The 20,055-nt window shown below is 62.1% G+C and carries 18 protein-coding genes; 10 read left to right on the top strand and 8 right to left on the bottom strand.

Features of this window, described 5'->3' with window-relative positions; translation table 11 throughout:
• Positions 1 to 129: 129 nt before the first annotated feature.
• Positions 130 to 807 carry a sugar transferase gene (locus tag AC0YKC_RS03780; protein ID WP_320294286.1) on the bottom strand — a complete coding sequence of 226 codons (678 nt, stop codon included), beginning with the start codon at positions 805 to 807 and terminating at the stop codon, positions 130 to 132.
• A gap of 607 nt (positions 808 to 1,414) precedes the next feature.
• On the opposite strand from AC0YKC_RS03780, the gene AC0YKC_RS03775 reads away from it, so the two are divergent.
• Positions 1,415 to 1,687: an exopolysaccharide production repressor protein gene (locus tag AC0YKC_RS03775; protein ID WP_488510158.1), complete on the top strand. Its 273-nt coding sequence runs from the start codon at positions 1,415 to 1,417 to the stop codon at positions 1,685 to 1,687.
• Here AC0YKC_RS03775 and AC0YKC_RS03770 read toward each other — a convergent pair.
• The 6 genes from AC0YKC_RS03770 to AC0YKC_RS03745 all read right to left on the bottom strand — a co-directional run bounded on the left by AC0YKC_RS03770 (position 1,661) and on the right by AC0YKC_RS03745 (position 7,469).
• The gene (locus AC0YKC_RS03770) at positions 1,661 to 3,556 is read right to left on the bottom strand and encodes an ABC transporter ATP-binding protein (RefSeq protein WP_488510156.1); all 1,896 of its coding nucleotides are present in this window, start codon (positions 3,554 to 3,556) and stop codon (positions 1,661 to 1,663) included. The two genes, AC0YKC_RS03775 and AC0YKC_RS03770, sit on opposite strands and share 27 nt — an antisense overlap.
• A gap of 8 nt (positions 3,557 to 3,564) precedes the next feature.
• Positions 3,565 to 4,545, bottom strand: a complete 981-nt coding sequence (locus AC0YKC_RS03765; protein ID WP_488510155.1) for a phosphoenolpyruvate carboxykinase (ATP) — start codon at positions 4,543 to 4,545, stop codon at positions 3,565 to 3,567.
• A complete protein-coding gene (locus AC0YKC_RS03760) occupies positions 4,542 to 6,455 on the bottom strand; it encodes a lasso peptide isopeptide bond-forming cyclase (protein WP_488510153.1) in 1,914 nt (637 codons plus the stop codon). Before AC0YKC_RS03760 ends, AC0YKC_RS03765 begins: the two co-directional genes overlap by 4 nt.
• Positions 6,456 to 6,458: 3 nt before the next feature.
• Positions 6,459 to 6,833 carry a lasso peptide biosynthesis B2 protein gene (locus AC0YKC_RS03755; protein ID WP_320294291.1) on the bottom strand — a complete coding sequence of 125 codons (375 nt, stop codon included), beginning with the start codon at positions 6,831 to 6,833 and terminating at the stop codon, positions 6,459 to 6,461.
• Positions 6,834 to 6,858: 25 nt separating this feature from the next.
• On the bottom strand, positions 6,859 to 7,158 hold the full coding sequence (locus tag AC0YKC_RS03750) for a PqqD family protein (protein ID WP_320294292.1): 300 nt from the start codon (positions 7,156 to 7,158) through the stop codon (positions 6,859 to 6,861).
• Positions 7,159 to 7,316: 158 nt separating this feature from the next.
• Positions 7,317 to 7,469 (bottom strand): lasso peptide, encoded by a 153-nt coding sequence (locus AC0YKC_RS03745; protein WP_320294293.1) that lies wholly within the window; start codon positions 7,467 to 7,469, stop codon positions 7,317 to 7,319.
• A gap of 499 nt (positions 7,470 to 7,968) precedes the next feature.
• On the opposite strand from AC0YKC_RS03745, the gene AC0YKC_RS03740 reads away from it, so the two are divergent.
• The 9 genes from AC0YKC_RS03740 (at position 7,969) to AC0YKC_RS03700 (ending at position 18,617) form a co-directional block, all read left to right on the top strand.
• Entirely contained in the window at positions 7,969 to 9,216 is a 1,248-nt protein-coding gene (locus AC0YKC_RS03740; protein WP_488510147.1) for a nucleotidyltransferase family protein, read from the top strand.
• Positions 9,217 to 9,238: 22 nt separating this feature from the next.
• The gene (locus AC0YKC_RS03735; RefSeq protein ID WP_320294295.1) at positions 9,239 to 10,249 is read left to right on the top strand and encodes a glycosyltransferase family 2 protein; all 1,011 of its coding nucleotides are present in this window, start codon (positions 9,239 to 9,241) and stop codon (positions 10,247 to 10,249) included.
• A 124-nt stretch (positions 10,250 to 10,373) separates the two neighbouring features.
• Positions 10,374 to 10,751 carry a hypothetical protein gene (locus tag AC0YKC_RS03730; RefSeq protein WP_320294296.1) on the top strand — a complete coding sequence of 126 codons (378 nt, stop codon included), beginning with the start codon at positions 10,374 to 10,376 and terminating at the stop codon, positions 10,749 to 10,751.
• A gap of 194 nt (positions 10,752 to 10,945) precedes the next feature.
• Complete coding sequence (gene exoK, locus AC0YKC_RS03725; RefSeq protein ID WP_434724993.1) at positions 10,946 to 11,830, top strand: endo-1,3-1,4-beta-glycanase ExoK; 885 nt, start codon at positions 10,946 to 10,948, stop codon at positions 11,828 to 11,830.
• 172 nt (positions 11,831 to 12,002) lie between these two features.
• The gene (locus AC0YKC_RS03720; protein WP_488510145.1) at positions 12,003 to 13,334 is read left to right on the top strand and encodes a UDP-glucose dehydrogenase family protein; all 1,332 of its coding nucleotides are present in this window, start codon (positions 12,003 to 12,005) and stop codon (positions 13,332 to 13,334) included.
• A 146-nt stretch (positions 13,335 to 13,480) separates the two neighbouring features.
• Entirely contained in the window at positions 13,481 to 14,701 is a 1,221-nt protein-coding gene (locus tag AC0YKC_RS03715; RefSeq protein WP_488510142.1) for a glycosyltransferase family 2 protein, read from the top strand.
• A 44-nt stretch (positions 14,702 to 14,745) separates the two neighbouring features.
• On the top strand, positions 14,746 to 15,825 hold the full coding sequence (locus AC0YKC_RS03710; RefSeq protein WP_320294300.1) for a glycosyltransferase: 1,080 nt from the start codon (positions 14,746 to 14,748) through the stop codon (positions 15,823 to 15,825).
• 210 nt (positions 15,826 to 16,035) lie between these two features.
• Complete coding sequence (locus tag AC0YKC_RS03705; protein ID WP_488510134.1) at positions 16,036 to 17,154, top strand: glycosyltransferase; 1,119 nt, start codon at positions 16,036 to 16,038, stop codon at positions 17,152 to 17,154.
• Positions 17,151 to 18,617: a lipopolysaccharide biosynthesis protein gene (locus AC0YKC_RS03700; RefSeq protein ID WP_320294302.1), complete on the top strand. Its 1,467-nt coding sequence runs from the start codon at positions 17,151 to 17,153 to the stop codon at positions 18,615 to 18,617. Before AC0YKC_RS03705 ends, AC0YKC_RS03700 begins: the two co-directional genes overlap by 4 nt.
• Here AC0YKC_RS03700 and AC0YKC_RS03695 read toward each other — a convergent pair.
• Complete coding sequence (locus AC0YKC_RS03695) at positions 18,519 to 19,892, bottom strand: polysaccharide pyruvyl transferase family protein (protein WP_488510131.1); 1,374 nt, start codon at positions 19,890 to 19,892, stop codon at positions 18,519 to 18,521. The two genes, AC0YKC_RS03700 and AC0YKC_RS03695, sit on opposite strands and share 99 nt — an antisense overlap.
• Positions 19,893 to 20,055 lie beyond the last annotated feature (163 nt).

Raw genomic sequence — 20,055 nt, 5'->3', positions numbered from 1 at the left:
GACTGAAGGCGTAAGACAGTCCGAAGGGGTCTTTTTTCAAATGAACGTTTCCGATTCGCTTTGGCCCCATCCGCCCGATGAGATCACTGCCGGATACCTGCCCCGCGTTGGGCGAGGCAGGTCCGTCGGTCAATAGCTGCCACGCGACATCCACACGGCAGGAACGGTCTTGAAGATGATTCGGATGTCCTGGAACATCGACCAGTTCTCGACATAGTGGCGATCGAAGGCGACGCGCGTGTCGTAGGACACGTCGTTGCGGCCGCTCACCTGCCACAGCCCGGTGAGACCCGGGCGCGACTTCAGGTAATAGACCGCGGCACTGCCATAGATCTCCAACTCATCGCGCACGACCGGGCGCGGACCGACAAGGCTCATGTCGCCCTGCAGGATGTTGAGGATCTGCGGCAGCTCGTCGAGGCTGAGCTTGCGAAGCACCTGGCCGACGCGAGTGACGCGCGGATCGTTCTTCAACTTGCGCGTCGCGATCCACTCGGCGTTGGCTTCCGGATTGGCCGCCAGATAGGCGTTGAGCACGCGCTCGCCATCAGGCACCATGGTGCGGAATTTGAGGCAGGAGAAGATCCTGCCTCCACGGCCGATACGCTTGTGGCCATAGAAGATCGGACCATTGTCCGAAAGCTTGACCAGCAGCGCGACCATAAGGAAAAGCGGGCTGAGCAGGACCAGCCCAGCCAGGGAACCGACGATATCGAAACTGCGTTTGAGCAGACCGCCGATGGGGGGTGGAAAATCAACGCCGACCTGCGCAAAACCCGCATTAGCCGACTTGGCGACGTCCCTCATGCAGAAGCTCCATACGTTGAACGGATGGTTTACGGCAAGATATCAAAAAAATGCTGCAGCGCAACACACAATTTCCCATCGCGCTGAAATGTTCATGTCATGAATTGATTAAATAATAAACCTGCCTTGCCCAAATTTTCACCTTTGTGGCATGTTTATGACAAGGTGAGAGCAAACCAGGAAAATGTAGTCCGCCTTTTGGGCGATTTTTGGACAGTGCATTCTTTGCTGCAGAAGAAACGCGGTTGCAGGCCCATGGAAGCACTCGCCAGGGTAAGTTATTCAGGTAAAATACTAATTAAAGTGGCAGGTTTTACTGAAGCGGCAGACCGCTCATCGAATCGCTGCCGGAGCCAGAGTGTGCGACGCAGCATGGCAGAGTCGATCTCGTAAAATCGTTGGAAACCATATCTGCACGGCCTTGCTCCGGCCGATCTGCCTTAATAGAGTCGCAAATTGTTCCTGTCATAGTCTGCATGGGTAAGGAAGGCCGGAAGCAACCGGCCGTATAGGGCAGCCAGAAAAAGCTCTTTGGCGCAACGGGGAGTTACGCGGGTGGGTAAGTCGCAGCTTCTGCATGCTCGTATCGGTTGAGAGGCCGGCGAACATGTCTCTGCCAAAATTCATTATAGGCATGATCTTCGCGCTCGCGATCGTCATCGGTTGGTCCTATTTCGATGGCGGTTCGCTGGGAACCATCCTCCTTCGCGCCGTCGTTTGCGCCGTGATTATCCAGGCCGGCTATTTCCTTCTGGTCTTTGCCATGGTTGGCGGGACCACGCCGACATCGGCCGACAAGGCCCGCGAGGCCGACCGCGGCACGATCCTGAACAAGGTCGCCGACGGCGAAGAGCTAAGCGCCAGACGCAGCCTCCACTGAACGTTCGGCCGGCGCCTGGACCGGCCCCGTCTCGACCGATGGCGCGCCTTCGCGCTCGGCCTGCTCGCCGGACAGCATCCTGGCAAGGCGGCTGCCGGCTTTTGCCTTCAGCCGCCGGTATTGTCCGACCTCCACGATGCGTCCATTCTCCATGGCCACGACCCAGTCGGCGAAGGCGATCATCGATGGCCGGTGCGCGATGGTCAAAATCGTCATTCGGCCGCGCAGCGCCTCGATCGATTGGGCGATCAGCGACTGGTTCTGCCAGTCGAGCGCGCTCGTCGCCTCGTCGAGGATGAGCAGCGAGGGCTTGCGCAGCAGCGCCCGCGCCAAGGCGATGCGCTGCCGCTCGCCGCCGGAAAGCCGGACGCCGCGGTCGCCCACCACCGTATCGAGCCGCAATGCCAAGCGCTCCACGAAATCGGCCGCATGGGCGTTGCGCAACGCCTCCCATAGCTCGTCGTCGCTGGCTTGAGGTGCGGCAAGGCGCAGATTGGCGGCGATCGTGTCGTGCAGCAGGAACACGTCCTGCGGCACATAGGCGACCTGATCGCGCCAGGCCCGGCGATTCTGCGCCGTGATCTCCACGCCGTCGGCCAGGATGCGTCCTTCGGTCGGTTCGAGCAGGCCAAGCAGCATGTCGGCGATCGTGCTCTTGCCGGAACCGGAAGGGCCGATCAGCGCCGTCACCTTGCCGCCGGGCAGGCCGAAGGTGATATCGCTGACCACCGGCTTGCCGTCGCCCTCGCCATAGGCGAACGCCACATCGCGGATGTTGAGGCCGGTCTCGAGCGACAGTTTTACCCCTTGCTCGGCCACGCTCCCGTCCGGCTCGCGCTCGGCATCGAAGCGGGCTTGGAGGCTTTTCATCGAAGCGTAGGCCGGCAGGTTGATCAGCACCTGCTGGGTCTGAAGCTGCATGTCCATGAAGCGCGGCGCGACCCGCATGAAGACCAGGAGCAGCACGACGATCTCGGCCAGCGACAGGTGGAAGCGGACCAAAGCGATGTAGATGAAGAGGCTGAGCCCGATCACGCTCGTCACCTGGAACAGGGCGGTGCCGAGCGAGCTGTTGCGGACAAAGGCGATGTTGTCGGTCTTCATCCTGTCCAACGTCGCGCCGAGCTCGGCAAAGTAGCTTGCCTCGACATTCAGGCTCTTGGCGACCTTGATGCCGCCGAGGAACTCGGAGACGGTCCGGTACTGGTCTTGGCGATTGCCGGTCAGCGTGCGGCCATAGGCGCTGGCGCGCGCCCGGAACGGCTGCAACGCAACCAGCAGCACCAGGCCGACAAGGATGGCGAAGGACGTCATCACCGGCGAAATGAACAGCGAAACCACGAGATAGCCGGCCAGCAGCAGCGTCGCCTGGGTCAGCATCAGCAGCGAGAAGGCCGCCACCTGCACCCGGTCGACATCGCCGTTGAGCGCATGGTCGAGATCGGAGGTGCGGATGCGGGTGAAAACGCCCCAGCGGGCCTTGCCGACGCTCTCGAACAGGTTCATGCGCAAGCGGTTGACGAAGTCGTAGAGCAGCCGCGCCATGTAAACCGACTTGAAGCGGTTGAACGTCGCTTGCAGCGCGACCAGCGCGACGAGCAGTGAGAGCACGGTCGCGAGCGACAGCGTTCCGCCGGGCACCAGCCAGTGCAAGGCCTCCGGCACTCGCACCGCGTAGTCCTGGTCAGGCTTGCCGATCAGGCGCAGCAGCGGCACGAGCAGCAGGATCGAGATGCCTTCGGTGAGGCTGCCCAGGATCAGGAAGGCAAGCGCCGTCGCCGTGCGCCGTCCGCCGACATGCGCCATCATGGCGCCGAAACCGGCGATGTCCCGGAAAAGCGACAGGCGAAACTTCGAGGACCAGCCCATGCCCTGGCTTACCTTGTCCCGGACGCCAGGTCGGTTTCGATCGCGGCGACTGCTTCGTCGATCCGGGCGAGCCCGGCCGGCACTTCGAGGCGGCTGACGCCGACCCGTCCGGCGACCTGTGCGCATTGGCTGAGATGCGCGGCGGCAAGATTGCCGGGCAGCGCCTGCCGGCCGAACCGCGTGACATAGGAGAATTTGATGATCGCCGGCAACGCGGCGGCGCCGGTCAGCGGCGAGATCGCCGCCCGCCCGCCGCGCTCGAGCACATAGACGCGCGATACCGGCACCGCCTCGGCGGCAAATCCGTCATGCAGCCGATGCTGCGCCTTGTCGATCTGCGGATGGACCTGCGGGCGTATTTGCGCCTGCTTGAGGCGAATGGCGCTGGCCGCGTCCGCGGCGAGCTTGAGCTGCGGAAATCCGGGAAGGATCATCGGCCGTTCCGGGTCGGACAAATCCAGTGCCACGACGTCGTCGGTGAGCAGGCGGTGGCCGGCGCGGATCATCGCGCCCGCCGTCGTCGACTTGCCGGCGCCCTTGTCGCCCATGAAGATCACGCTCTTGCCGCCGACGGCAATGGCGCTGGCATGCAGCACGAACAGCCCGCGCCGATGCAAGGCCAGTGCCATCACCGGCCCGAGCAGCGGAAAGGCGAGCAGCGGGTCGTCGACCCCGGGCGCCGGATCGACATCGATCCGGTTGGCGCCGCTGATCATGAAGGTGCCGACCGCCTGCCAGGAAAGATATTGGCGCGTCGTCTCGAACCAAAAGGCCGTGGCGCCCTGCGATGCACCGTCGGGAAAGTCGACCGGCCCGACCGCGATCTCCAGGTCCGGTATCGCCGGCGCTGCCGGCTCCAGCTCCGGCAATGCCACGTCCGAGCTGACGAGCAACCCGTAGGCTCTGTAGAATTGGCGGGCGCGTCCGCCCGGCGCCGCGGTCTCGGTGGCCGGCTCCGGCCGTGCAAGGGAAACGATCGGTAGATTCATGCCGGGCTTCCTTGAACTTGCCGCAGCCACAGCGACAGCGACACCGAGCGCCAGACATGCTGGACGTCGGGCAGCGTCGCCTGCTCGGGCTGGCGCAGCATGCGCTCATAGACCGCGTTCACTTCCGGCAGGTTGACATAGGGTGCGATCCGCTCGCTGTCCGATATCAGCAGCCTGTCCAGAAGCTCGCGGTGGTTGCCGAGCATGCCCTTGACCAGGTTGGCGGTGAAATCGATCTTGTCGCGCCGCCACTGTACCGTGGGCGGCAAGATGTCTTGCATGGCCCGGCGCAGCACATGGCGGCCAAAACCGTTTTGCAGCTTTTCTTTGCCGGGAAGCGAAAGGCAGAATTCGACGAGCGGCTTGTCCCAGAACGGATAGCGCGGCTCGACGCCGAAATTGGCAGCGGCCTTGTCGAGAACCTCGAAAGCGTGCGGCACCAGTCCGTTCGACAGCAGCCAGCGATGCGTCAGCGCCTCGCTGGCGCGGACACTTGGGGGCATGTGGCCGGCGCGACGGAAGCGCTCGGGAAGGTCGGTGCGCCTGGCAAGCTCCGGGTTGACCAGGCCTCCCCAGGCCGCGCGTGGCGCTTGGCGCGGCTTGCGCTGCAGCCGGGCGAGCACGCGGTTCATCTCACGTCTCAGTCTGACGATCCGCCAAGCCGGTCCATAGATGGCCAGGAATTTGAAATAAAGGCCCAGCATGCCATCGCCATAGGTATTGGCGGCGCCGTGCAGTTCGCGCCACAGATCGAGCCATTTGCCGGCATTGGCGAGCTCGTGCAGATACCCATGGCCTTGCGACACGACCTCGTCGCCGCCATGGCCGTCGAGAAGCACTCTTACGCCTTTGGCGCCTGCTGTGCGGTAGATGTTGCGGCTCAGCGACAGGCCGGGGGCCAGGAACGTGCCTTCCTGCTCCTCCAGGATGCGCTCGAATTCGGCGAACGGGGCGTAGTTGCCTACCGCAATCAGCGTGCCATCGACCGGGCGCTGATCGAGCACCGCGTCGATGAAGGGCTTTTCGTCCATCGACGAGCCTTTCTCGAAGACCAGCGAGAAGGTCTTGAGCCTGGGCTTTCGCTCCGCCGCATTGCGCAGGCCGGCGACGCAGGCGATCGAGGAGGAATCGAGGCCGCCGCTCAACATCGCGCCGACAGCAGGCGTGCCGCGCATCCGGTTTTGCACCGATTGCGAAAAGAGATGCCGGAATTCCTCCGCCGCATCAGAGCGCAGCGGCCGTTGCGAGGGCTCGATCTGCCAGTAACGGCGTAGCACCACGTGGTCGCCCGTCACGGTCAGGCTGTGACGCGCCGGCAGGCGGAAGATTTCGCTGTAGGGCGTGGCCTGCGGATCGTCAGGCAATCCGGCGAGGAAGCCCGAAATCTGATGCTCGCTGATGCGCCTGCCGACGCCGTCGAGGGCGAGAATGGGGCTGATTTCCGAGGCGAACGCAAAGCGCTTGTCGCTCGAATGGTAGTAGAACGGTTTGACGCCAAAATGGTCGCGCGCGCAAAACAGCGCCCGCCGCTCGCCGTCCCATATCGCGAAGGCAAAATCGCCCTGCAGATAGGTCGGACAGGCTTCGCCCCATTTGAGATAGGCGCGCATCATCAGCATCGCGTCGGCGACCGAGCGGTCGCGCATGCCGAGCCGCGCCAGCAATTCATCGCGGTTGTCCAGCCGGCAATCGGCTGTGACGGCAAGCTTGCCGCCGGCCGTCGTTAACGGGCCGGGGCCGCCCTCGCCGGTCGTGTCGAGCCAGGCGTGGCCAAGCGCCACGCTGCCGTCCGCCCACCATGAACTGCCGTCGCGGGCGCGGTGGCGCATGCGCGAAAGCATCTCTTGGATATCGCCGGCCGCGGCGGGCCGGCCGTTGTCACTGAGCACGATTCCAGCGACGCCGCTCATCGCTCACGACCCATGGTCGACCAGATGGGCAAACCCTTTGATCGAGCCGCCGAGTACGATGTGGTTGCCGCTCATCAGCCAGGCGTGCGCCTTGAGCTCGTTGCCCGTCCCTTTTTCGATGCCGATGCTGATTTTCGATGCGCTGCCCTGGCGGGCGAGCAGATATTGTCCAGCCAGCGCCTGGGTGAGGCAGCTGGCGCCCGGCACGAGCCGCGCCGCGGCGGCAACACCCCATGCGACACGCCGCAGGTCGGCGATGCTGGCGTCGCGTCTGGCATCCAGTCGCGTCACCAGGCTGCGGACACGGTTATAGGAGGACAGCGTCAGCGCAAGCCGCACCGCGCTCACGACGGTCAGGCAGTGTGCCAGAAACAGCATTTCCTGGCCGCTCAGCGAGCGGAGCCTAGACCAGTTCCTCACTGTGGAGCCTCGCAAGCCCTGCTTCGCTCAACCCCCTGAGCAAGCCCTCGACATCGGCCTTGCAGCGTTCGGCATCGACATTGTAGCGCGCAAGCACGGCGGCGCGGATATCGGCAATCGATCGCGGCTCCTGGATCTGTTCCCAGATGAAGGCGCCGACGCCGTTCAGGCTGTAATAGACATTGGATTTGAGGTGGAGCAGCGCCAGTCCGGCGCCGAATTCGCAAGCCACCGCCTCGTTGGTCGCGACCACGCGGTCATGGTCCGAAGGGTTCCAGTGCATCCTAAAACCTCGTTGCTGGCCCGCCGCGCCAGTGAGCTTCCGCCGGAGATCGGTTGCCTGCGATCCTCGGCAGGAAGCCGGGGGACAAAAAGCCCCCCGGCCCACCTGTTGGAGAGCATCCGGAGCCCCAACTTAGACGCCCGGGATGCCTGTAAGCTTTAAGAGAAAGTAAGCTCGCCGGTCGGCGTGTGTGCCGGGAAAGCGACGTCAGTAGCCGTCGTGCCCGCACCGCCCTGCGTGATGGTTTCAATCGAACCGTGAACCGTCAAGCTGGGGGTTTCATACTCATGCTTTTCAACATTCTGTTCCATTGTACTCTCCAATTAAGGACTGGAAGCGGCTGCAGAATACCGCCAGCATATTACTATGCTGCAGCGCAATTGCTGCATGGCAACATCCATGAGTCAAGCTTGATTTACCAAGCATTAATCAATTCTCGGTTGCGCTCGCCTTCCTTGGTGATCAAGCCGTGGACGCCCTCATCGTAAACCTCAACGATCCGCGAATTCAACCGCTGGTCTTTGCCGTTTAAATAAGCATTTGATTTATCTATGATAATTTTTTGGATGGGAAATGCCTTTCGCGGATGCGAAGAAATTGCTGCGAAAAATCGCCATTTTTCCGACTCGCGGGAGGGCCACGGGAGCGTCTTCAAAAGTGATTGAGCGGGCGGTGGTTTAAACGCTGGGGTTGCAGCTGTAAGCTGACCCCAGCCCGATCCTGAGCGACCTCGTCAATTTTTTCGGTGCTTTTCTTCGCAGGTGCGGTATAAACCGCCCGGGTGGCATATTGCGGAGAACGACATCGGGCATGGCGGTGCAGGATGGCTCCTATGAAAGGCTGCGTGCCGCCGGCTGCGCCGATGAAGTGGCCTATGTGCAGGCTTGCCTGAGGCTGTTTTTCGCGCCCGGCGTCAACGCCATCGACATCCACACCGATACGCCCGCTCCGACGATCTCGGCGATCTCGGCAGCCCCGACAATCTCAGGAGCCCCAACAATCTCAGCAGCCAATGTCGCCGACATCGCCAGGCTGAACAAGGTCGCCGTGTTTCTTCTCAAGGCGCTTAAGAGTGCGCCCATTGGTGCTGTGCCTCCAGAATTGCCTGCCTGGCTCGACACCTACCGCCGGCGCACCATGTCGATGAATGCCGCCTGCATCGGCGATTCGATGGCCATCGATCGCGTGCTGCGCGAGAGCCGGGTCGATTTCGTCTTCCTCAAGGGGCCGCTGCAGCAGCATCTGCTCTATGGCGACCACTTCATGAAGCCATCCGGCGACGTCGACATACTGGTTTCGCCGGCCGGTTTCGCCAGGGCGCGCGATGCGTTGCGCGCAATTGGCTATGAGGTTGCCGGCAAGTCGCGCTCGGTCTGGTGGGTACGTTTCCTTGGCGAGCAGCACATGGTTCGCGAAGACGGCGCGAGGGCCTCGACCGTCGACCTCCACCACCGGCTGCAGCAGCCGGGCTCGCCCAGCCCCCGCGACACCGACGGCTTCCTGCGCCGCAAGCGCGAGGTCATGGTGGCCGGCGCCGCCATGCCGATCATCTCTGCGGCCGATACCTTGCTTTTGTCCGCGATCAGCGTCGCCAAGGCCTTTTTCAATCGCGAACCCTGCGCCGGCTATGTCTGCGATGTCAGGGCCAGTGCCAGCCGCCTGAGCGAAGCCGAGCAGCAGACGGTGCTCGACCACGCCGCCGAGCAGGGCCTGGCGGACACGCTGCTCTTGGGATTGCGCGCCGCCGACGTGCTGCTCGGCGCCGCCGGCACGATGCTTTCGGATCGCGCCACCCGCATTCTGGCGCGCATCGACAACGCCGATCTCTTCCACATGGTGGTCGCGCCCTGGCTCGCGTCGCTGCGCTGGCCGCAGCGCCGCCATGTGCTGTGGGAGCTCTGCGGCCGCGAGCCGGTCCGTTATCTGGCCGAAGCCGGCTGGGCGGCCTCCGCCGACCTCAGCCGGCGCATCTTCGAGCGCCCGGCCACGATCGAGCCGGCGCGGAGCGAAATGATCAAAATCGTGCGTGGGGCGGCCAATCATGCAAGCGAAAGGTGAGCCCATGCCCGTGACGACACCCATGACGACCCCGGGGGTCTGCGTCATCATCGCCGCCCGCAATGCGGCGCGCACGATCCCCGCGGCAATCGCTTCGGCGCTGCGCGAAAGGGAAGTCGCCGAAGTCGTCGTGGTCGACGACGCTTCCACCGACGACACCCGCGACGTCGCTCTGGCCGCCGACGACGGCAGCGGCCGGCTTGTCGTCATCCGCTTCGACGTCAATCGCGGTCCTTCCGCCGCGCGCAATGCCGCTATCCAGGCCTCCAGATCGCCTTTCATCAGCATTCTCGACGCCGACGATTTCTTCCTCGAAGGGCGCTTTCGCCGGCTTTTCACCAGCGCCGACTGGGATTTCGCCGCCGACAACATCATGCTGATCCGCGACGATGCCGCGACAGACTTTGCCAAGGTCGCCGCGCCGCCTTTCGCGGCCGATCCGGAATTTCTCGATTTCGAGCGCTTCATCGACGGCAACATCTCGCGCCGCCGCGTCCTGCGCGGCGAGCTCGGTTTCCTGAAGCCGGTGATCAGCCGGGCTTTTCTCGAACGGAATGGGCTGGCTTACGATGAAAGCTTGCGTCTTGGCGAAGACTACGAGCTCTATGCGCGCGCCGTCGCCCGCGGGGCGCGTTTCAAGGTCATCAAGTCCTGCGGCTATGGCGCGATCGTCCGCGCCGATTCGCTGAGCGGTCGCCACAGGACGCAGGATCTGAAACGTCTTGCCGATGCCGACCTGGCGCTGCTGGCGCTCGACAACCTTCCGGAGCGCTCGAAGGCCGCGTTGCGGCGCCACGAGCGCCATGTCCGCGACAAATACCGGTTGCGCAATTTCCTTGATGTGAAGGCAGAGCGTGGGCTGGCGTCCGCCGCTGCTTACGCCTTCGCCAGCCAGTCGAATCTCATCCCGATCGTGCGCGGCGTCGCCACCGACAAACTCGACGCGCTGTTCCGCCGCACCGGGATTGCTGCAAAGCAACAAATACCGCCGACGCGCTTCCTGATGGCGGCGACGAGCGCCGCAAACGAGTGATCCCGCATCACGCCGCAAGCCGTCATCCCTCAAAAAATCCGCATTCGCAAAACTATGATGTTGCCTAGTCGCCGCGGTAGTGGCAGTCTATGTTGCAATGCAGCAATTTCGAAAGGCCGATAGGATGGCTTCGATTTTTGGCTTCAGATCCCGCGATCCGGCTCGCGACCGGCACACCGATCTCCAGCGTTTGGACCGGCTGGCGAAGCTGTTTGACCAGATCGCGGCCGAGATCGAGGCGGAGAAGTCCGGGCTGGAGAATCGCTACAGGTCGACGGCCGCCAACGCGGCCTTTCTGGTCGAGGCGATGGAGAATGGTTCGGCGTCGACCAGCAAGGGCTCGGATGTCAGCGCGATGACGAATTCGATCCTGAATTGCGAGCGCCGCATCGCCGAGCTCGTTCGCCAGAAGGGCCTGGTGAAAGAACTGCGTCATTCGCTCGACGCGATCGTCGAGGATGGTGCCGATCGGTCTGCTCCGCAGTCCGCGGCAAGAGGATGATGGCGCCCACAGGCGCCGTCATCGGTACGAGGCACTGAAGCAATTCCGGGAAAAGTGTGAGCGGTTTTCCGTCCGGAATTGCGTAAAAACGAGGAATAGAGCGGAGTTCAAAGGGCGGAAGATCGGAAGTGGCTCGCTCGCGCGGGCCGAGGACGACTTTGGGTTGGGGCGGAACAACACAAGGTGAGTTTGTTATGAACGCAGATCCGGACAACACCTCCACCGTGGCGGCTTGCGGGATATCGCATGCGCCGGGGAGCGGATTAACCAGCCTGCGGCTCGGCGCGGTCGGCGCCCTGCTTGCGATCGCGGCAACCCTGGCGGCGAGCCTGTATCCAGCGCGTGCGCAAGACGCGCAACAGGAGCTGCAAAGCGCGCCGTCCTTCGTCGACAATTTCTCGAATTTCGACCGTTCCCGCTGGTTCGTCTCGGACGGCTGGACCAACGGCGCCCATCAGAACTGCACCTGGTCGAAGGATCTGGTGCGGCTTTCCGATGGCGTGCTGTCGCTGGGCTTCGAAAAGCGCAAGCTCAAGGACCGCGAGTTCGCCTGCGCCGAGATCCAGACCAAGCAGCGCTACGGCTACGGCGTCTACGAGGCGCGAATGAAGACCGGCACCGGCTCGGGCCTCAACGCCGCCTTCTTCTCCTATATCGGCCCGCAGGACAAACAGCCCTGGGACGAGATCGACTTCGAGGTCCTCACCAAGGATCCGTCGAAGGTGCAGGTCAACAGCTATATCCAGGGCAAGCCGAAGAACGGCAAGCTGGTCGACGTCGAAGGCGGCGCCGACAAGGGCTTCAACGATTACGGCTTCGTCTGGGAAAAGGACCGGCTGCGCTGGTATGTCAACGGCAAGCTCGTCCATGAGGTGACCAACCCCGACGAGTTGCCGACGCACTCACAGAAAATCTTCTTCAGCCTCTGGGGCAGTGACAAGCTGACCAACTGGATGGGCGCCTTCGCCGACCCCGGCAGCAAGGTGACCATGGAGGTCAAGCGCGTCGCTTTCACCGCTTTGGGCCAGCCATGCCAGTTTCCGGAATCGCTGGCATGCAGCATAAGTAACAGCAACTAGGGCATGGTCCCTAACCGAAGGACCGCGTCAGCGAAAAGTGGGAACCGGTTTTTGCTTCGCTGACCTGCGGTTCGGATAAGATCATGCCGAACTAGCCAGGCCGTTGGGCCTGGGGACATCTGAACCGGCCGGACCGCTTTTGCGGCCCGGCCTTTGACAGGAATAGAGCCAAATGAATTTGACGGTGTTTGGGATTGGCTATGTCGGTCTCGTCCAGGCCGCTGTGCTCGCCGAGGTTGGCCACGAGGTGGTGTGCGTCGATATCGACGAGAAGAAGGTGGAGCGGCTCAACCAGGGCTTGATCCCGATTTTCGAACCGGGCCTCGAAAGCCTCGTCAAGGAAAACCACGCGGCCGGTCGGATCCGCTTCACCACGGATGCGGCGGCGGCTGTCAGGCATGGCCAGATCCAGATGATCGCGGTCGGCACCCCGCCCGGCGAGGATGGCTCGGCCGATCTGAAATATGTGCTCGCCGTCGCCGAAACCATCGGCCGTGAGATGGACAGCGCCAAGATCGTCGTCGGCAAGTCGACCGTGCCGGTCGGCACTTGCGAAAAGGTGAAGGCCAGGATCGCCGAGACGCTGAAGAAGCGCGGCCGCGAGGATCTGAGCTTCGACGTCGCCTCGAATCCCGAATTCCTCAAGGAGGGCTCGGCGGTCGCCGACTGCATGAAGCCGGACCGCATCATTGTCGGCACGTCCAGCGAAGACACCGAGATGGTGATGCGCGAGCTCTACGCGCCGTTCAACCGCAACCACGAGAAGATGATCGTGATGGATGTGCGCAGCGCCGAATTCACCAAATACGCCGCCAACTGTATGCTGGCGACCAAGATCAGCTTCATGAACGAGATGGCTAATCTCGCCGAGCAGCTGGGCGCCGACATCGAGGAGGTGCGCAAGGGCATCGGCTCGGACCCGCGCATCGGCTACCACTTCATCTATCCCGGCTTGGGCTATGGCGGCTCCTGCTTCCCGAAGGACGTACGCGCACTGATCAAGACCGCCGAGGGCGTCGAGTTCGACGCCAAGCTGCTGCGCGCCGTCGAGGAGCGCAACAATGCGCAAAAATCGGTACTGTTCGACAAGGTCAATCGCTATTTCAAGGGCTTGCTCAAGGGCAAGACCTTCGCCGTCTGGGGACTGGCCTTCAAGCCCAACACCGACGACATGCGCGAGGCGCCGGCACGCGTCCTGATGGAAGCGCTGTGGGCGGCCGGCGCCAAGGTGCAGGCCTACGATCCCGAGGCGATGCAGGAGTGCCAGGCGATCTACGGTCAGCGCGACGACCTGCTTTTGTGCGGCACCAAGGAAGCGGCGCTGCGCGGCGCCGACGCGCTTTTGATCTGCACCGAATGGAAGAGCTTCCGCGCACCGTCCTTCGACGCGCTCAAGGATGCGCTGACGACACCGGTCATCTTCGACGGCCGCAATCTCTACGATCCCAAGGTGATCGCGCGCTACGGCATCGAATATTTCTCGATCGGCAGGATGGCGGCATGATGATGGCCGCTAGCCCCAGGGAGAACTGCCACCGCGGCGGACGACAACGAAGCTCGCAATGACTATTGCGCGTAAAGACCTGGGCGCCGCCATGTTTGTAAAACCACGCCAGCGAACAGCGCATCGGCAATAGTATGAGGTCACCAATGGCTGCGCAGCGGAAACCGACGGTCACCGTCATCGTTCCAACCTTCAACCGGGAAAAGTTCTTGCCCGAATCCATCGCCAGCCTGCTTCAGCAGACCGTGGCGCCGGATCAGATTCTCATCGTGGACGACGGCTCGACGGACAACACCAGCGCGGTGGCGGCGTCTTTCCCCGCACCGGTGGAATATTACCGCAAGGAGAACGGCGGCAAGTCGACGGCGCTGAATTTCGCCCTGAGGCACTGCACAGGAGATTTCGTCTGGATATTCGACGACGACGACGTCGCGCACCCAACGGCGCTCGAGCGGTTTCTCGCTGCGTTCGTACGGGAGCCGGCTGCCGATTTCGCCTTCGGCGAATATGCGCGTTTCCAGCAGTCAGCCCAGATCGAGGAGCAGAATTACGAGATCGTCGCCTTCGGTCATGTCGGCCAGGACAATTTTTTCCCCTCGCATCTCGAATATTGCCACGTCCACCAGCCGGGTCTCCTGGTGCGCCGCAAATGCTACGACGAGGTGGGAGGCTTCAACGAAACCTTGGTCCGGTCGCAGGACTATGAGATGATGCTGAGGCTCGCGCGCCGCTTTAAGGGCGTCAGGGTCGATGGCCTCATGTTCTTTCAGCGCCAGCACGACATGGTTCGCGGCAGCACCAAGGTGGTGATTTCCTATACCGACCGGATCAAGGCCTGGGGCTCGTACGACCGGGTGATCATGGAAGAGGTCTACAAGTCGGTCGATCTGCATGAATATCTCGACCGCTCGGAGCAGGCCTTGCCGAAGACGGCCGATCTCGAGATGCAGGCGCTGCTGCAGCGTTCGAGCATCATGGCCAGGAAGGGGCTGTGGCACCACGCGGCCGAAGACATCCGCCGCTACGCGCTACTTGCCGAGCGAGCCGGAAAGACGTCGCTCAGCGACAAGGAACGCGCCATCGTGCGGCGAACGTTCGAAGCCTACGACACCGGTTTGGCATCCGCCCCTGCCGACGAATTCGTCTCGGCGGTGAAGGCATGGAAGGCGGGGCCTCTCAAGGCCGATATCGTCAGGGAGTACATGCATTCGTTCCCCCATTATCTGGCCAGGGACTTGAAGGCCGGAAAGGTGATCCCGGCTTCGAAGTTGTTGCGGGAGTATTCGACGCTGTCGCTTTCGGCCTCGCTCGGCCGGCTGTACCAGGCGATGACGTCGAAGCTTCCCTTGGCGCGCGGCGCAAGCTGATCAGCGCGGATGCCCGTCCGCCGGGCCGGATTAGGAGTCGAATGATGAAAGTGCTTTTTGCAAGCGGCAACGGATACATTCCCGAGTTCACCGGCGGCGTGCAATCCAACACCCACCATCTGGTCGAGCAACTGATCGAGCATGGCCATCAGGCGTCGGTCCTCGCCTCGCTGTTCGGCGACGGCATGTTCGGCTTCAAGGCGCGCGCCAAGATGAAGCTGTTGCGGCAGCCCGCGGTCGTCGACAATTTTCCCGGCTACCCGGTGATGCGCGCCTGGTACCCGTGGGAGGCGGCCGGCTTCGCCGTCGAGAAGACCAGACCCGACGTTGCCGTCGTGCAGTGTCACAAGTCGGTCCTGCTCGGAAAGGCGCTTCTCGCCGAAGGGGTGCCGCTGGTCGTCTATCTTCACAACGTCGAATTCCACGAGCTCGCCGGCGATCCGCGCGAACTGCATTCGGCTTTGTACATCGCCAATTCGCAGTTCACGGCGCGCACCTACAAGGAAAAATTCGGCATCGATTCCACTGTTCTTCCGCCGACCATCAACGACGCCCTCTACTGCACGCACACGACCGGCGAATTCGTCACCATGATCAATCCCTACGAGGAGAAGGGTTTCGATCTGGCGGTGAAGATTGCGGCCGCCTGTCCGGAGATTCCGTTCCTGTTCGTGGAAAGCTGGAAGCTGGACGATGACCATCGCGCCCGCATCGAGAAGACCATCGCGCCGCTCTCCAACGTCACGCTCGAAAACCGCACCGACGACATGAAGACGGTCTATGGCCGTACCAGGATCCTGCTTGCGCCGAGCAAATGGGAGGAAGCCTGGGGCCGCGTCGCGTCCGAGGCGCATTGCAGCGGCATCCCCGTCCTGGGCTCAAGACGTGGCGGCCTGCCTGAAGCCATCGGACCGGGGGGAGTTGTACTCGACTATGATGCTCCGATCGAAGAATGGGCCGCGGCGGTAAGGCGCCTGTGGAACGACCGCCAGGAATACGAACGGCTTTCGGCCGCGGCGCTCGCCTTCTCCAAACGCCCCGAGCTCGATCCCGCGCGGCAATTGGTGGTGTTTCTCCAACTGCTCGAAAGAGCGGCCCGGCAGGGCGTTCGCCGCGCTGCCTAGCTTGCCGAGAGAGCTGGAACTGGTTTGCTGCAGTGCACCCAGAATGTTGCGACGCAGCAATTCCTATATTAGTTTGCGCCGACAGGAGTCAAAATTCATGCCGCATGTGTCAGGCCTTGCCGACATTTCCAGCCTGATCCGGGCGAGCACATCCTGCCGATGAGGATTTGTTTCGTAGTCGACAAATTTCCCACCCTATCCGAGACTTTCGTGCTCGATCAGATTGCCGGGTGTCTTGAAAGGGGGATGGAGGTCAGCGTCGTCTGCAATGAGATGGCCTTTGGCAAGGACCGCAATATAGACGATGCACGCTGGCGGACGCTGCCTGGGCCGGTTGTTTCCTGGTGGGGGGGCCTCAATCGCTGCCGCTCATTGCTCAGGAAATGGTCCGGCAGATTCTGGGACAAGCTTTCGACCTTCATCGACCTGGCCAACGCGCACAAGCTGCAGAACGCCGATGTCGTCGTAGCGCATTTTGGCCATAACGGCCTACGCGTCGCCCGCGTCATGAAGCGGCGCAGGATTTCCGCGCCTTTGGTGACCATATTCCATGGCACCGATGTCGGCAGGCCGATGCATGACGGCACACTCCATCAGTACAGGCCCATTTTCGAAAAAGGGGCTCTCCAACTCCCTGTGAACGCGTTCTTTCGTCAGGCCCTGATCGATGCCGGTGCCGAGCCGACGCAAGTTGTGGTCCACCATATGGGCATTCGTCCTGGCGAGATCGAATATCACTGGCGCTCCTGGCAGGGACGCACGCTGTCTTTCATCTCGGTCTGCCGGCTGACCGAGAAGAAGGGGACCGAATATGCGCTTCGCGCCCTCGCTTGCCTGCCACACCGCGATTGGACCTATTCGGTGATCGGCGGCGGAGAATTGTTGGAGCAGTTGAAGCGCATCGCCATCGACCTCGGTATCGCCGACAGGGTGACTTTCCTTGGACCGCGTCCACACGGCGAGGTGAAGCAGCGCCTGCGTGACGCCCATGTCTTCCTTTTGCCAAGCGTCGCGGGGCGAGACGGCGATCTGGAAGGAATCCCGGTTGCGCTCATGGAGGCGATGGCCGGCGGCCTGATCGCTGTGAGCACCTATCATTCGGGGATTCCCGAGCTGATCGAGGATCACAAGACTGGCTTCCTCGTACCCGAACGGGACGTCGCTGCGCTTGCCGGCAAACTCACTTGGATCGCCGAGAACCCGGGCCTGTGCGAGCCGATAGCGCTTGCCGCTCGAAGGAAGGTCGAGGCGGATTTCAATTCGAATGCCTTGAATGAACGCTTTGCGCAGATCGTCGCACGGCTAGGGGAAACCGGATCCAACACATGAATGCCAATCCGCCGCCTCCTCAATTTGGTCGCGTTGCTTTGCGCGGCGGGCTGGTCACGGCCGGCGCGCAAGGCTTCAAGATGGCGATCCAATTCCTTTCGGTCATCATCCTCGCCCGGCTGCTTGTTCCGGAGGATTTCGGTTTGGTGGCCTCGGTGGGGCCGATCGTAGCCTTTGTCGGCCTGCTCCAGGATCTCGGCCTTCAGCAGGCGGTCATCCAGCGCAAGGAGATCGATCAACGGCAACTCAACCAGGTCTTCTGGCTGAGCGCGGTTGTCGGCCTGTGCGCCGGAGCGGTCGTGGCTTGCCTGGCCCCCGCCATTGCCGCTTTCTACGGCGATCAGCGAATGTGGGGGATAACACTTGCGTCCGCCGTGCCGCTGCTTTTTGGCAGTCTTGCCGCCGTGCCGCTTGCACTGATGAACCGCCATCTGCAATTCGGCCAGCTTGCGCTCAACGACACAATCACCGCGGCCGTCGGGCTGCTCGCCACCGCAACCGCGGCGTATTTGGGTCTTGGCTATTGGTCTCTGGTTTTGGGTCCGGCTGTCTCAGCTGTCGTAGCACTGGCTGCCGGCTGGTTGGTGACGCGCTGGACGCCGTCTTGGCCGAATCTGAAGATCGACGGCGACATATTCAGGTTCGGGGCGAACCTTACGGGCTTCAACCTTGTCAATTTTCTCTCTCGCAACCTCGACAACATCCTCATCGGAAAATATTCCGGCGCGGTCGAGCTGGGCTACTATGATCGCGCCTACAAGCTTCTTTTGTTTCCGCTGCAGAATATCAACCAGCCTCTGACGCGCATCATGGTGCCGTTGCTCAGCCGCATCCATGAGGACAAGCAGCGATTTCGAGACATCTATGTCCGGACAAACTGGCTGCTGGCCGTTATCACCATGCCCGGCATCGCGACGTTGACACTGACGTCGGAGCAGGTGGTCAGGCTTCTCTTCGGCGACCGCTGGATGGCCGTGGCGCCGATTTTCGCCTGGCTCGGCATCGCCGGCCTGATGCAGTCCGTATCGAGCACCACAGGGTGGATATTCATCTGCCAGGGCAAGACGAAGACGATGTTCCATTGGGGCATCTATTCGTCGCTGACGACCGTCGCCTCCTTCATCGTCGGCCTGCACTGGGGCGCCATCGGCGTCGCGGCTGCCTATGCCATCAGCGGTTATGTGCTGCGTGTTCCGGTGCTTGCCGCCTTGATCCATCGTGTCGGCCCGGTGACCGCCGGTGATTTCCTGGGCATACAGGGGCTCTTCATTGTCTCGTCCCTGCTCGCCTGGCTCTCGTATCTGTCGCTGCCGGCGTTGCTGACCAACCAGTCGGACCTGCTCACGATCCTTGTGGCGGTTGCCCTAAACTACGGGTTCGCCCTGGCCCTCATGCTTGCTATTCCGCAGTCGCGCAAGGCGCTGTTCGCCACTCTTGCCAACGTCGCCAGCAACATTGGGTAAGCGGTTGCCTATCAAGGACGACAACTGCCTGGTTGCCGACATTGCCGATGCATGCTCTTCCAGCACGGCCGCGAGGCTTGCCCGGCGATAGCGGTCAAGGCTGCCGATGAATCCGCCGAGTTTTTCGGCCGCTTCCGACGGTGTCACCGTATCGATGTCGAGTAGAAGGTCGGCGACGCCGATACGCTTGGCGACTTCCTTGGTTTTGAATTCATAGGCGATCGGCAGCACCGGCGTGCCAACGCAAAGCGACATGATCATCATATGCATGCGCGTGGCGACAACGAAGTCGCAACCCTTTACCAGCGCCATCAGTTGGTCGGGTGTATGAAACGAAGCGTCGACACTGACATGTTTGGCGATATCCGGATCGAGTTCGGCCACGATCGCCCGTGCCGTCCTGGCGTCGTCATGGGCATATTCCGGCACGCCTTGGCAGGTTGAAACGAAGGTCACCTCTTTGGCGTGGTCCCTGACAAGAATTGTGGCGATCTCGCGGATCGAATCGAGATAGCGGCGCATACCGTCTTCACCGTCGCTGACGAAGCTCCAGTGGCGGACGGAAATGGCGACACGGCCCGTCGGAGCGGGTGCGCTGTCGAGATGTTTTTTGATCCTGTCGGTATCGGCCAGCGCAAAGACGGCGTCGGCGACCACATGGCATTTGCCCGGGTCTTTCACCAGATCCAGCATGTGATTTCTGGATCGCTCGTCGCGCAGCAGGATGAGCGGGCTCCGATCAAAGATCGGGCCCAGTTCCTGGCGATTGTAGCTTTTTTTGAATGGGCCGAGTGATTGCGTGAAGAAGATGGGATCTTTGCCCAAGATTGCATCGATACGGAATTGATTGAGGCGCTTTTCAAGATCGTAGTTTTCAACAAGATATGTCCCGCCTGTCGTCACGACCATGTCGGCGCTTGCATAGGCATCAAGCCCTCGGCGGTCGCTCGGGCTGAAAAAGACGCTGCTGGCGGCGCCGTTCTGGGCGAAGCGGCGCAAGGCGCGGAAGACACCCCAATTGTAGATCGACTTGAGCCGGCCCTTTATTCCGCCGCTATGTTGATCCCTGAACAGGGATTCCGACAACAGCTTGTGAAATTCGAGATCCGGGTAATCCTTCTTCGGATAGAGCCTCGCCGCGACCTCGGGCTGACTGTCGAAAACGAAAAACTGCACATCGCCGCCGGCGATCGATTTGAGAATATGGCGTATGGCCAAAAGGATCGCGGCATCGCCAGTGTTCAGACACACCGTGTTTTCAACCACGACTTTCATTGAGGTAACCTCGTTTCGCATCCGTGGCCAGGCCAGCGGCGTTAAGACGGCATCGTTGCCGAAGAGCTGCCACGCGATCCGCGCCACGATTTAGGCAGGCTGCACCTGACTGGTAGCCAAATGCGGAATCCAGACGGGTGCCAAGCCGGGCCGAGAGTAGCGA

It is taken from the genome of Mesorhizobium sp. CNPSo 4661, assembly GCF_057784215.1.
Note: the sequence above shows the minus strand (reverse complement) of the source record. Positions and strands in the feature narration are given on the sequence as shown.

What these genes read in the sequence shown, in the direction of transcription:
- AC0YKC_RS03780 (WP_320294286.1), bottom strand. Translation starts at nt 807, where the DNA reads ATGAGGGACGTCGCCAAGTCGGCTAATGCGGGTTTTGCGCAGGTCGGC.
- AC0YKC_RS03775 (WP_488510158.1), top strand. Translation starts at nt 1,415, where the DNA reads ATGTCTCTGCCAAAATTCATTATAGGCATGATCTTCGCGCTCGCGATC.
- AC0YKC_RS03770 (WP_488510156.1), bottom strand. Translation starts at nt 3,556, where the DNA reads ATGGGCTGGTCCTCGAAGTTTCGCCTGTCGCTTTTCCGGGACATCGCC.
- AC0YKC_RS03765 (WP_488510155.1), bottom strand. Translation starts at nt 4,545, where the DNA reads ATGAATCTACCGATCGTTTCCCTTGCACGGCCGGAGCCGGCCACCGAG.
- AC0YKC_RS03760 (WP_488510153.1), bottom strand. Translation starts at nt 6,455, where the DNA reads ATGAGCGGCGTCGCTGGAATCGTGCTCAGTGACAACGGCCGGCCCGCC.
- AC0YKC_RS03755 (WP_320294291.1), bottom strand. Translation starts at nt 6,833, where the DNA reads ATGCTGTTTCTGGCACACTGCCTGACCGTCGTGAGCGCGGTGCGGCTT.
- AC0YKC_RS03750 (WP_320294292.1), bottom strand. Translation starts at nt 7,158, where the DNA reads ATGCACTGGAACCCTTCGGACCATGACCGCGTGGTCGCGACCAACGAG.
- AC0YKC_RS03745 (WP_320294293.1), bottom strand. Translation starts at nt 7,469, where the DNA reads ATGGAACAGAATGTTGAAAAGCATGAGTATGAAACCCCCAGCTTGACG.
- AC0YKC_RS03740 (WP_488510147.1), top strand. Translation starts at nt 7,969, where the DNA reads ATGGCGGTGCAGGATGGCTCCTATGAAAGGCTGCGTGCCGCCGGCTGC.
- AC0YKC_RS03735 (WP_320294295.1), top strand. Translation starts at nt 9,239, where the DNA reads ATGACGACCCCGGGGGTCTGCGTCATCATCGCCGCCCGCAATGCGGCG.
- AC0YKC_RS03730 (WP_320294296.1), top strand. Translation starts at nt 10,374, where the DNA reads ATGGCTTCGATTTTTGGCTTCAGATCCCGCGATCCGGCTCGCGACCGG.
- exoK (WP_434724993.1), top strand. Translation starts at nt 10,946, where the DNA reads ATGAACGCAGATCCGGACAACACCTCCACCGTGGCGGCTTGCGGGATA.
- AC0YKC_RS03720 (WP_488510145.1), top strand. Translation starts at nt 12,003, where the DNA reads ATGAATTTGACGGTGTTTGGGATTGGCTATGTCGGTCTCGTCCAGGCC.
- AC0YKC_RS03715 (WP_488510142.1), top strand. Translation starts at nt 13,481, where the DNA reads ATGGCTGCGCAGCGGAAACCGACGGTCACCGTCATCGTTCCAACCTTC.
- AC0YKC_RS03710 (WP_320294300.1), top strand. Translation starts at nt 14,746, where the DNA reads ATGAAAGTGCTTTTTGCAAGCGGCAACGGATACATTCCCGAGTTCACC.
- AC0YKC_RS03700 (WP_320294302.1), top strand. Translation starts at nt 17,151, where the DNA reads ATGAATGCCAATCCGCCGCCTCCTCAATTTGGTCGCGTTGCTTTGCGC.
- AC0YKC_RS03695 (WP_488510131.1), bottom strand. Translation starts at nt 19,892, where the DNA reads ATGAAAGTCGTGGTTGAAAACACGGTGTGTCTGAACACTGGCGATGCC.